We start from the raw sequence: 11,382 nt of genomic DNA on the forward strand, positions 1-11,382 counted from the left end.
CTCTTTCGCATCGTTTGCATTGATCAGTCGGACGCGACATCGCGCGCGGCGCGGCGCCGCGCACGCTCAGACGAAGGGCACCAGTGGCGGGCATCCGCGAATATAACAGGCGCCCGGATCGTCGAACGGGAAGCCGGCCGGCCCCAGTCGCGACATCGCGCGTATCGCCTGGGTGGTTACCAGCCGCGCCACGGCGAGCACCCAGGGCGCGCTGAGATAGTCGGAGCTGGTCAGCAACTTTCCGTCGCGCACGGTCAGCACGCCGCGCGCGCGCGCCACCGTGACGTGGCGGTGCACGCTGCTCGGCGCCAGGCGCAGCCCACGGCAGATGGCAGCGGCCGAGACCGGCTTGCGCAGCAGCTCCGGCACCGGGGTGCCCTCTTCGCCATAGCGAAAGGCAAGCACCGGGTTGAAGGTGATCTCCCGGACGTTGGCGGCGGCGACCGCGCCGACGATCGTCGCGCGCGTCCACGAAATACCCGCGCCGAGAAACTCAAAGAAGGACACGAAGATGTCGATCGCCACCGCGATCGTCGCGCCCTTGTCATAGGGCACATTCTGTCGATTGGCCGGCAGTGCGACGCCGAAGGCGGTGAGATGCTCGATCAGCCGCACCATGGCATCGTGCAGTGCGTCGAGCAGCGCGATGACGTCGGGCGTCTCCAGCGCCACCGGATTGACCACGATGCCGTGCGGTGATCGCAGGCAGAGGCCGTCGGCAATCAGTGCGTTGACGTAGCGCCGGACGCTTTCGAAAGGCCGGCCCAGCGATTGCGCGATCGCGTTGACGCTTATCCCGCCCGGCGGCGCGGTCGCCTGCACGACGACGCCGGTCGAGCGGGTCTGTAGCCACGCATCGGCGCGCAGCACGACGAGGAACACGATGGCGGGATCGAACTTGCCGCGGAACAACGTCAGGCTCTCCGCGGCGCAGCTCAACTGCATTTGCGCGATCAGCCGTGCCGTCATGCGGCCCAGGGGCCGATAAGGTTCCGCCGTCAGTGATTTCACCACGAGCTAGTGGTACCTCATCGCGTCCGACTTGGCACGTTGCCTGACACGCACCCCGCTGGCCATGGCCCGTTGAATATGGCCGTACCGGACATTGCAACGGCCGAAGTGACGACAATCCCAAATCGGGTAACGACCGGAGCGCGATGCGCTCGCCGAATGCGACCGGTTTGGACGATATCGCTCCCACGGGTCTCCTGTCGTCCAGGCCTTTGCGGTTTGGCCGCCACCAGCCGGTTCGGGTCGCGGCCGCTCAGCTGCGGAAAATCGCTACCTCCGGCAACGCCGGGGCGAAGCCATAGCGCGCCACGAGTTGATCGAGCGCGGCTTGTTCGAGCGGCTCGTCGAACGCGCAGCCGGCCTCGAAATCGTCTGACCAGACGATGCGGGCCATCCGCGCGCGCTGCCCCGGCAGGGTGAGCATCACGGTCGCGTGTGTTTCCAGTGCCTGCCACGTCATCAACCGGGCGCCGGAAAGCGAAAGGTCGATAATGCGGCACAGGCTGCGTGGACCGGCCTCGTCGATCGTGCCGGCGATGTCGACCGACGCGCGACGTGCCCGCCGCGCGCCGCGTGGTGCTGATATGGGCCCGGTCGGTTGACCGGGGCGCGTTATCATGATCTCGGCGGAGAACATCGCCACTTCCTCGATTGATCCGAAACGGCCGTATCGCTGTAAAGTGGTTGAACCCGCCTTAACCCAAGTGGTGCCTGCTACCCGGATTGGAACGGTCCCCGGCCGCAGTCGTGAATGCCGCGCGGCTGTCTATCGGCGCCTCGGCTCGATCGGTCATCCCGTAATCGCGCAGCACGTGGGCGACACGCAAGCGATAGTCCACGAACACGTCTTCGCGCCCCTGTGCCTGCGTCGCACGGTGAGCCGGGCGGTTGCGCCACGCCGCCACGGCTTGCTCGTCGCGAAAAAAGGACAGCGACAGGATCTTGCCGGGCTCGCTCAGGCTTGCGAAGCGCTCGATCGATACGAACCCGTCAGCCGCCTCCAACGCCGGGCGGAGCGCCGCCGCCAGGTCGAGATAGCGCGACCGTTGCCCTGCCGCCGGCCGCACCTCGAAGATCACCGCGATCATCGGTCGCCCGCCGGATCGGAGACCTTGCGGAGGAACAGCCGGTCTTCGCGCCGGATGAAGCGCTCGGCCTGAGCGAAGGCGTAGTTATCGCGCCCCAGCGGATCGGTGCGCAACCGCGCGCGATAGGCCTCATAGGCGGCGAGATCGGCGATCGAATAGACGCCGTATGCGGTCGTCGCAGAGCCTTCATGCGGCGCGAAATAGCCGATCAAGTCGGCGCCGCAGCGCGGAATTGCCTCGCCCCAATTGCGGGCATAATGTTCGAATGCCGCGGTCTTGAACGGGTCGATCTCGTAGCGGATGAAACAGGTGATCATGTGGCACTCCCTGGGTGATGCGACCTCCTAGCTGCTTGAGCAACGGCGATGGTTCGGCTAAGGCCGAACAATGAAAGACGGCCCCAGCATCGCCGCGATCGCCGCGCTGATCGGCGATCCCGCCCGCGCCAACATGCTGACCGCGCTGATGGACGGCCGCGCACTGACCGTCAGCGAGCTCGCCGAGGCGGCGGGGGTCGGCCTGCCCACCGCCAGCGGCCATCTCGGCAAGCTCGACCAGGCCGGGCTGGTGACGGCCCGCACACAGGGTCGCCACCGCTATTTCGCGCTGTCGGGGCCGGACATCGCCGAGCTGATCGAGACCCTGATGGGCGTGGCCGAGCGTACCGGCGCGCGGCGTGTGCGGACCGGGCCGCGCGACGCCGCGCTGCGCACCGCGCGAGTCTGTTACGATCATCTCGCCGGTGAAAGGGCGGTTGCGCTGCTGCAGGGTTTCGTCGCGCGCGGCCTGATTTCGGAAGGTGACACGCCGATGGTAACGGCGGAAGGTCGCGCCTGGGCATCGATGTCGCAGCGCTGGGCGTTTCGCGGCGGCCCTTGTGTCGCGCCTGTCTCGACTGGAGCGAGCGCAAGAGCCATCTCGGCGGCGCGCTCGGCGCAGCCATCCTCGATCACGTTATTGCCAGCGGCTGGGCAAAGCGCGGTAGCGGCCGGGTAATCGCCTTTACACCGCTTGGGGGTACGGCATTCGACCAGGCGTTCGGCTAAATCAGCGCAGTCCCGCCTCCACCGCATAGCCCTTTTCGACGAGCCGGGTGACGATCCAGCGATAGGGCAGGTGGCAGCTCGACCAGCCCTGGCGCGGCTCCTCGACGGCATTGCGCCAATATTCGCGCAGCAGATTCTCGTCGCGCAGGAATGGGTGGAGCACGCGCAGCGCAAGCCGCACTTCGATCGTGCCAACCGCCCCTTGCGTCGATCGTCGCGCCGCCTCGGCGAGGATGTGCAGCGCGAGGTTGATCAGCATCGCCTCGGCCCGCGCGCGGCGCAGCGCGCGGTTCTTCTCGCCGAATGGCAGCGCCTCGACGCGGACGGCGGCGCTCTGGCATTTGCGGCAACGTTGGTCGGCCTGCACCGCGTCCCATGACAGGCTGAGGTGGCGCGCGGTGCGATCGTGCAGCATCGCCTCGCGGTCGAGCAGCACGCGTTCGCCGCATCGGTCGCAGATGATGCGCACCGCCGCCTCGATTCGGCGCAGGTCGGTGAGGGTCTTGATCGCGCCGGTCACGCCGCATCCAAACACGCTGCGAGGCGATTCGACCAGAACATTAAGTGAACAACAGTCCGCTGCGCGACGTGCGGACCGCAACATCCCCGATCGTTACGAAGGCGATCTCTTAAGTATTTGAAACTACCCGATAGCGTATGCGCACCCCGAGTCCCCAGGCCCCGCCGCGTCCTGCTCCCTGCGCCGGTTGCCGCGATGGCGCGGGCCTGGATTTCGCTTTTTCCATGGCGTTCCAGCCGATTGTCGACATCAGCACCGGTGACCCCTACGCCTATGAAGCGCTGGTCCGGGGGCCACATGGCGAGAGTGCGGCGAGCGTGTTGGCGCAGGTGTCGGCGGCGAACCGCTATGCGTTCGACCAGCAATGCCGGGTGAAGGCGATCGAAGCGGCGGCCAGGGCAGGGCTCGGCGCGACGGGCGCGCGCCTGTCGATCAACTTCCTGCCCAACGCCGTCTATTCGCCGGCCGCCTGCATCCAGTTGACGCTCAAGACCGCGCTCGCGGTCGGCCTGCCGACCGACCGCCTGATCTTCGAATTCACCGAGAATGAGGAGATGACCGACCCCGACCATGTCGCCAACATCATCGCGACCTATCGCACGATGGGGTTCGGCACCGCGCTGGACGATTTCGGGGCCGGCCATGCCGGGCTCAACCTGCTCGCGCGCTTCCAGCCCGACATCATCAAGCTCGACATGGAACTGATCCGCGCGATCGATACCAGCTTGCCCCGCCGCTTGATCGTCGACGCGGTGTTCAAGATGTGCACCGCACTGGGGGTGATGGTGATCGCGGAAGGAATCGAGACTACCGGCGAACTGGAGGCGTTGCGCGCGATCGGCGTGCGCTACATCCAGGGGTTTCATTTCGCCCGGCCGGCATTCGAGCGGCTCCCGGGGGTGATGATCGACCTCACCGGCGAACGACGCACCGCTTAGCGGAATGATCGCGCTGGATTAATCTGTCGCTTCCGAGCAGGCGCGCTCCGCGTCATGACGCGGACCAGTTGGTACGCGCGGCATTGCGTGTTATTAACCTCTGTTCCGCGTACCGCCGCGCGCTTTCGGCTTCCCGACCCCAACGCTCCGGCACGTGCGACCGCCCGGGCGCGACTCATCTTCGGCGCTCGCGACGCTGCTCCGCGAAGGACTCGCCCGTGTCGGCAGATCAGCAAACAGCCTCGATTTGGGACGCGCGCCGGTTGCGCCTCGCAATCGAGGCGGCCGGCGTCGCCTTGTGGTCTTGGAACGTCGATAGCGACCATTTCCGCATGGATGCGCACGGCTTCCATCTCTGGGGCTTGCCGGCGAGCGACTTCGTCACCTTCGAGCAATTGTCGGCCAAGATTCACCCGGCCGATCGCGACCGCGTCCGCGCCGCCTTTTCGGCGACGCGCGCGATCGTCGGGCCATACGAGATCGATTTCCGCATCGTCATCGACGACGAGGTGCGCTGGGTCTCGGCACGCGGCCAGGGCGACGATGCCGGCATCCAGGGGCGCGAGATGCTCGGCATCTTCATCGACGTCACCGGCCGCAAGCAGGCCGAGGAAGGCCATGAACTGCTCGCCGGCGAGATGAGCCACCGGGTCAAGAACCTGCTCAGCATCGCCTCCGCTTTGACCGCGATCGCCTCGCAATCGAGCGCCTCGACCGAAGAGATGGCGAATGAGCTGACGACGCGGCTCGGCGCGCTTGGACGGGCACACGACCTCGTTCGCCCGGTCCCCGGCCGCAAGGAGAACAGCGCGCTACTCGGCGACCTGCTAACGATCCTGCTCGCGCCCTATGACGATGCCGGCGCGTTCAGCGGCCGCATCCGCGTCGCGGTGCCGCGCATGCCGGTGGGCGAGTCCAGCGCGACGACGCTCGCCATGGTGCTGCACGAACTGGCGACCAATTCGATGAAATATGGCGCGCTCTCCGCCAAGACCGGTACGCTCGACATCGCGTGCAAGGTACAGGACGATATCGTGGTGATCGTGTGGACCGAACATGGCGGCCCCGCCGTGGTGCCCCCGGAGGGCGAGGGCGGTTTCGGCAGCAAGCTGCTCAAGCGCAGCCTCGCCGCGCAACTGCGCGGCACGATCGAGCGCGACTGGTCGGAAGAGGGCGCCATCATCACGCTGCGCATGGATCAGGCGCGCCTCGCCTCGTGAAGTGAAGGGCCGGTCGTTACCCCGGCCCCCGCCGAGGTCGGTTTACTTCGCCTCGTCCGCCAGCCGCTTTGTCAGCAGCTGTGCGCTGTCATCTGCATAGCTGCGACACGCTGCCGGATCGACATAGGGGTTCGGCACCGGCTGGCGCTGGAACCGCGCATATTTCTCGTCGCCGCCCGACGGTTCGGGATGCGAAGTCAGCAGCACGTCGCACGGCATGCTTCGCATCACGACGAGGGTCCGGCGAAACGCGGTCAAAATCGCGGCGTGCGCCGGATCCGTGAAGCGATAACCATCGGCCGCAAGCGGGTTGAGGCTCGATGCGAACACCATGGTCACGCAGCGCCGGCCCTCGCAGCTGCGCCATGTCCAGCTCATGCTTCCAAAAGTGTGGCCCGGTGTCGCGCGCGCGGTGATGACGGTGCTGCCGAGCCGCAATCGCTCGCCATCGCGGACGCCGCGGACATTGGCCACGGCGGGAAAGGGTACGAGCCACGCGGCCTGCGGATCGTCGGCGTCGCTATGGCCCTGTCGCAGCACCTTCGCCGCCGGCACGCTGGCGATCACCGTCGCGCCGCTGTCGCGCGCCAGCGCGGCGATCCCGCTGGCATGGTCGTAATGCGGCTCGGTGCTAAGGATGTAGCGGATCTGTTTGGGATCGAAGCCCAGCCGGCGGATATTCGCCTCGATCGCGCCGACCGCCTGGGGCAGCGCACCGTCGATCAGCACCAGCCCGGCCTCGGTCCTGATCAGCCCGACATTGAGGCCGGCAAAGCCGACCAGATAGGCGTTGCGGAACACCCTGATCGGCGCCTGCGGTGTGAGCCAGCGCGCGGCATTGTCCGGCGCGACCGGCCGCAACAGCGGATCCGTGCGCTCCTGCGGAAAGGCGGCCGATCCGATCAGCGCCGCGGCCAGACCCATGACGAACAGCATCGTGCGAAACATCTTCTTGTCCCCTTAAATTCTCATGTCACATCGAAATGCCTTACTCAAAGCAACGCCACAAAGCATGATATCTCGACATAGCCATGAGCCTGGCTCATATCTCGCTGATGGATCGCGCCCAGCTCCCGCTCAACGCATTACGCGCCTTCGAGGCGTCGGCGCGGCATCTCAACTTTACGCGCGCCGCGCTCGAGCTGCGCGTGACGCAGGGCGCGGTCAGTCATCAGGTCGCGGCGCTCGAGGCGCGGCTCGGCGCGCCGCTGTTCCGCCGCCTGCCGCGCGGGCTCGCGCTGACCGACGAGGGCCATGCACTGGTCCCGGTGGTCGCGGATGCGTTCGACCGGGTCGGCGCAATGCTCGATCGCTACGCCGGCGGGCGGTTGCGCGAGGTCCTCACGCTTGGCGTGGTCGGTACCTTCGCCACCGGCTGGCTGCTGCCGCGCGTCGCCGATTTCACGCGCGACCACCCGCATGTCGATCTGCGGATCATGACCAACAACAATCGCGTCGACCTGGCCGGCGAGGGACTCGATCTCGCGATCCGTTTCGGCGACGGCGCATGGCATGGCACGCACGCCATGCCGATCTTCGCCGCGCCGCTGACGCCGCTCTGTACCCCGGCGATCGCGCAGCGCCTCGGCGGCGATGTCGCCGCGCTTGCCCGCGAGACGTTGCTTCGTTCGTACCGCCCCGACGAGTGGGCGCGTTGGTTCGCGCTGGCGGGTGACGCCTGCCCGCCGCTCCACGGCCCGATCTTCGACAGCGCGGCGCTGATCGTTACCGCCGCGATCGCCGGGCACGGCGTTGCGCTCGTCCCACCCGCGATGTTCGCGCACGAACTCACCGCCGAACGGCTCGTCCGCCCCTTTACGGCCGAGCTCGATGCCGGCGGCTATTGGCTGACGCGGCTGAAATCGCGGCGCGAAACGCCGGCAATGCGGGCCTTTGCCGCATGGCTCGGCATGGCGACGCAACCGCGCGACGGTTAACCCCCTGCCGCGCGACGCTTCGCAGCACTTCGTTAACCATCCCCGGCTAGCACGGTCGGGTCGACGGAGAGCTCCACACCCATGTCTCGCATCACCGCCCCGCTGGCCTTCCGCCACGATGTCGCGCCGCTCGACGTGTCGATCGTCATGCCGTGCCTCAACGAAGCGATCAGCCTGCCGCATTGCATCGCCAACGCGCAGGATGCGCTGGCCGAGATTGCGCGCCGCTTCGGCCTCGCCGGCGAGATCGTCATCGCCGACAACGGCTCGACCGATGGCAGCCAGGATATCGCCACCCGCCTTGGCGCGCGCGTCGTCGCGGTGCCGCGCAAGGGTTATGGCGCGGCGATCATCGGCGGTGCCGAGGCGGCCTATGGCCGCTACCTCGTCATCGGCGATGCCGATGGCAGCTATGATTTCACCGATGGCGTGGCGATGGTCGAAAGCCTGATCGCGGGCGCCGATCTGTGCATGGGCTCGCGCTTTCGGGGCGGCATCGCCCCCGGCGCGATGCCGTGGAAGAACCGCTATATCGGCAACCCTATCCTCACCGGCATGCTCAACCTGCTGTTCCGCAGCCGTGTCGACGATGCGCATTGCGGGCTGCGCGCGATAACGCGCGACGCCTTTCTCGACCTGCGGCTCGACAGCGACGGCATGGAATTCGCCAGCGAGATGGTCGTCAAGGCGAGCCTGCGCCGTTTCCGCATCACCCAGACCCCCGCGACGCTGTCGGTCGACCTGCGCGACCGCCCGCCGCATCTGCGCCCGTGGCGCGATGGCTGGCGGCACCTGCGCTACCTGCTGATGCTCAGCCCGACCTGGGCGTTCGGCATTCCCGCGCTCGCCGCGATGGGCGTCGCCGCCACGATCCTGCTGATTGCGATGCTGCACTATCTTGGCGTCCTGCCCGGCGCCGGCCCGTTCGGCGCGAGCTGGGCGATCGTCGCCGGCTTCCTGTTCACCGCCGGCCATTTCGCCGCGCTGATGGCGGTCGTCGCGCATGTCGTCGGCGTCCATCAGGGCTATCGCATGCTGCGCCCCTCGCTCGGACGGTTCGGCGGATGGCTCAGGCTGGAGACGATGCTCGCGACCGGGCTCGGCCTCGCCGCCGCGTCGGTCGCGATGCTCGGCGCGATCGGCTGGCACTGGCGCGTCGACGACTTCGCCGCCCCGGCCAGCGTCCTGCCGCTGGTCATCGCCGCGATCACCGGCGCGGTCGGCCTGCAGACGATGCTCGGCGGGTTCGTCATCGCGATCGTCGGCGGCCATGCCACCGATTTCCTTTCGGCCAGGGGCGGACAACGCCTGTGACGGCCCCGATCCGCGTCGCCGCCATCGGGCTCGGCTGGGTGTGCCAGAACCGGCATCTGCCGGCGATGGACCGCTCACCGCGTTTCGACGTGGTCGGCGTGATCGACCGCGCGCCCGGCCGCGCCGCCGAGATCGCAAGGAAGCGCGGCTATCGCCATTTCAGCGAGGCATCGACGCTCGCCGACATCGACTGGCTCGATCAGGTCGATGCGATCACCGTCGCCACCGCGCCGATGACGCATTTCGCCCTGGTCGGCGAGGCGATCGCGCGCGGCAAGCATGTGCTGACCGAAAAGCCCTTCACCATGACCGTGCCCGAGGGCACCGAGTTGGTCGCGTCGGCCACCGCCGCCGATCGCCGCCTCGCCATCGTCCACAATTTCCAGTTCGCGCGTTCGACCCGCCGGCTGTTCGACGATCTCGCCAGCGGCGCGCTCGGCACGATCCGCGGGGTCGATGCCGTCCAGTTCGGCAATCCCGGCCGGCGCCTGCCGACCTGGTGCGAGGAACTGCCGATGGGTCTGTTCTACGATGAGAGCCCGCATCTGCTCTATCTGCTGCGCGCCGTTGCCGGCCAGCTGTCGCTGGCGCGCTCGCTCGTCGTGCCGAGCTCTACCGGCCTGACGACCCCGGCGCGGATCGAAGCCTATTTCCGTGGCGATACGACCGATTGCCCGATCCGTCTGTCGTGCAATTTCGAAAGCCCGGTCAGCGAATGGTATCTGATGGTGTCGGGAGATCGGGGCCTCGGCATCGTCGATATCTTCCGCGACATCTATATCCGCCTGCCCAATGACGGGCGCCACGACACGCTGAAGGTGCTGCGCACCAGCCGCGTCGCGACCGTCCAGCACTGGTTGCAGCACCTGACCAGCGGCATCCCGCATCTCACCGGGCGGCTGAGCTATGGCAATGACGAGTTGTTCGACCGCTTCGGTCGCGCGGTCAGCGGCGAGACCGACGCGCTCGCGCCGATCGACGGCGCCGCGGCGCTCGCCGTGCTCACGCTGCAGCACGCCATCATCGATTCCGCGGAGGCGATCTACGCATGAGCAAGCTCGATCTTTTCGGCACCTTTACCTCGGCCTATCCGGCGCAGCCCGCGACCGCCTTCTGGCGCGCGATCGAGATCGAGGCGCTGGCCAGCCGCGACATCCCGCACGGCCTCGGGCTCGACCTCGGCTGTGGCGACGGGCTGCTGACCGAAATCCTGCTCGACCGCATCGGCGAACGCCGGCTCGTCGGCATCGACCTCGACCCGTTCGAAACCGAGGCGGCGCGGCGCTTTCCCTTTTACGATCGCGTCGACACCTGTTCGGCGGATGCGATCCCCGAGCCCGACGGCCAGTTCGATTTCGTTATCTCCAATTCGGTGCTCGAGCATATCCCGCCGCTGGAGGGCACGATCGCCGAGGTCGGCCGGCTGCTCAAACCCGACGGCCGCTTCTTCTTCACCGTGCCCGGCCCCGGCTTTCACGAGAACCTTGCCGGGCCGCTCGCGCCGTGGGGCGACCGCGCTGCCTATCTCGGCACACTCGACAAGCGGCTGGCGCATTTCCATTACCTGTCGGTCGCGGACTGGACGGCGATGCTCGGCCGCCATGGCCTCGTGCTCGACGCCGCGCTCGGCTATCTCGACCGCGCCGAAACGCGCCGCTGGGAGACGCTGTCGCGGCTCACCGGCGGGCTGCTCTACAGCGTGTTCGGCGAGACGTCGCGGCCGATCGAGATCCAGCGCAAGCTCGGCGTCCGCGCGCTGCAGAACGGCGCCAGCCTGCCCGCCGCGCTCGCCCGTCCGCTCGCCCGCGTGATGCGCGCCGGTGTCGATGTGTCGATCGGCCATCCGACATGGTGCGACATCGACGCGGCCTCGTGTCTGCTGATCGAGGGCCACCGCGCATGATCCGCGCCGGCGCGATCGCCACCACGTCGCGTTATGCGGTCGTGACGGGGTCGTGCCTGGTGATGCACAATGCGATCATGATCGCCGCCGACCGCGCCGGGCTGACGCTGCTCCAGGCCGCCGTAACGTCGTTCTGCATCATGGTCGTCACCGGCTATCTCCTGCTCTGCGCGTTCGTCTTTCGCGGCACGCGCAGCTGGCGCGGTTTCGCGCGCTACACGGCGGCGATGGCGGCGAACTTCCCGATCTCGACCGGCCTTGCCTGGCTGTTCCTCGTGCCGCTGCACCAGCCGATGGTGATCGCGGCGCCCGCCGCGACGCTGATCATGGTCGTCGTCAACTATGTCGCGAGCCATTGGGCGATCCTGGGCAGCCGCGCGTCGCGCTCGCTGGGGGCGTGACGCG

General features: G+C 67.7%; 14 protein-coding genes. 8 read left to right on the plus strand and 6 right to left on the minus strand.

Annotated elements, in window-relative coordinates; genetic code table 11:
• Positions 1–66: 66 nt before the first annotated feature.
• From U1839_RS09540 to U1839_RS09555, 4 genes are all read right to left on the minus strand, one after another.
• Entirely contained in the window at positions 67–969 is a 903-nt protein-coding gene (locus tag U1839_RS09540) for a hypothetical protein (RefSeq protein ID WP_332803411.1), read from the minus strand.
• Between the two features lie 295 nt (positions 970–1,264).
• The gene (locus tag U1839_RS09545; RefSeq protein ID WP_332803412.1) at positions 1,265–1,648 is read right to left on the minus strand and encodes a PilZ domain-containing protein; all 384 of its coding nucleotides are present in this window, start codon (positions 1,646–1,648) and stop codon (positions 1,265–1,267) included.
• A 58-nt stretch (positions 1,649–1,706) separates the two neighbouring features.
• Positions 1,707–2,099 carry an antibiotic biosynthesis monooxygenase family protein gene (locus U1839_RS09550; protein ID WP_332803413.1) on the minus strand — a complete coding sequence of 131 codons (393 nt, stop codon included), beginning with the start codon at positions 2,097–2,099 and terminating at the stop codon, positions 1,707–1,709.
• A complete protein-coding gene (locus U1839_RS09555) occupies positions 2,096–2,416 on the minus strand; it encodes an NIPSNAP family protein (RefSeq protein ID WP_332803414.1) in 321 nt (106 codons plus the stop codon). The genes U1839_RS09550 and U1839_RS09555 overlap by 4 nt, the downstream gene beginning before the upstream one ends.
• Before the next feature lie 70 nt (positions 2,417–2,486).
• On the opposite strand from U1839_RS09555, the gene U1839_RS09560 reads away from it, so the two are divergent.
• Entirely contained in the window at positions 2,487–3,095 is a 609-nt protein-coding gene (locus U1839_RS09560) for an ArsR/SmtB family transcription factor (protein ID WP_332803415.1), read from the plus strand.
• A gap of 51 nt (positions 3,096–3,146) precedes the next feature.
• Here the strand turns inward: U1839_RS09560 and U1839_RS09565 are convergent, their stop codons facing one another.
• Complete coding sequence (locus U1839_RS09565) at positions 3,147–3,665, minus strand: hypothetical protein (protein ID WP_332803416.1); 519 nt, start codon at positions 3,663–3,665, stop codon at positions 3,147–3,149.
• A 224-nt stretch (positions 3,666–3,889) separates the two neighbouring features.
• Here U1839_RS09565 and U1839_RS09570 point away from each other — a divergent pair, with 224 nt between their 5' ends.
• Together U1839_RS09570 and U1839_RS09575 are read left to right on the plus strand one after the other, a co-directional pair.
• A complete protein-coding gene (locus U1839_RS09570; RefSeq protein WP_332803417.1) occupies positions 3,890–4,603 on the plus strand; it encodes an EAL domain-containing protein in 714 nt (237 codons plus the stop codon).
• Positions 4,604–4,821: 218 nt separating this feature from the next.
• Positions 4,822–5,823, plus strand: coding sequence for a sensor histidine kinase (locus U1839_RS09575; protein WP_332803418.1), 1,002 nt, complete (start codon positions 4,822–4,824; stop codon positions 5,821–5,823).
• Between the two features lie 42 nt (positions 5,824–5,865).
• Here U1839_RS09575 and bla read toward each other — a convergent pair whose 3' ends face one another.
• A complete protein-coding gene (bla, locus tag U1839_RS09580; protein ID WP_332803419.1) occupies positions 5,866–6,771 on the minus strand; it encodes a subclass B3 metallo-beta-lactamase in 906 nt (301 codons plus the stop codon).
• Positions 6,772–6,878: 107 nt separating this feature from the next.
• Between bla and U1839_RS09585 the strand changes: the two genes are divergently transcribed.
• The 5 genes from U1839_RS09585 to U1839_RS09605 all read left to right on the plus strand — a co-directional run bounded on the left by U1839_RS09585 (position 6,879) and on the right by U1839_RS09605 (position 11,378).
• Positions 6,879–7,760 carry a LysR family transcriptional regulator gene (locus U1839_RS09585; RefSeq protein WP_332803550.1) on the plus strand — a complete coding sequence of 294 codons (882 nt, stop codon included), beginning with the start codon at positions 6,879–6,881 and terminating at the stop codon, positions 7,758–7,760.
• Positions 7,761–7,841: 81 nt separating this feature from the next.
• On the plus strand, positions 7,842–9,074 hold the full coding sequence (locus U1839_RS09590; protein WP_332803420.1) for a glycosyltransferase family 2 protein: 1,233 nt from the start codon (positions 7,842–7,844) through the stop codon (positions 9,072–9,074).
• Entirely contained in the window at positions 9,071–10,126 is a 1,056-nt protein-coding gene (locus U1839_RS09595; protein ID WP_332803421.1) for a Gfo/Idh/MocA family protein, read from the plus strand. Before U1839_RS09590 ends, U1839_RS09595 begins: the two co-directional genes overlap by 4 nt.
• Positions 10,123–10,977: a methyltransferase domain-containing protein gene (locus U1839_RS09600; protein WP_332803422.1), complete on the plus strand. Its 855-nt coding sequence runs from the start codon at positions 10,123–10,125 to the stop codon at positions 10,975–10,977. Before U1839_RS09595 ends, U1839_RS09600 begins: the two co-directional genes overlap by 4 nt.
• Positions 10,974–11,378 carry a GtrA family protein gene (locus tag U1839_RS09605; RefSeq protein WP_332803423.1) on the plus strand — a complete coding sequence of 135 codons (405 nt, stop codon included), beginning with the start codon at positions 10,974–10,976 and terminating at the stop codon, positions 11,376–11,378. Before U1839_RS09600 ends, U1839_RS09605 begins: the two co-directional genes overlap by 4 nt.
• Positions 11,379–11,382 lie beyond the last annotated feature (4 nt).

The organism is Parasphingomonas halimpatiens, from assembly GCF_036663795.1.
Taxonomy (GTDB): Bacteria; Pseudomonadota; Alphaproteobacteria; order Sphingomonadales; family Sphingomonadaceae; genus Sphingomonas.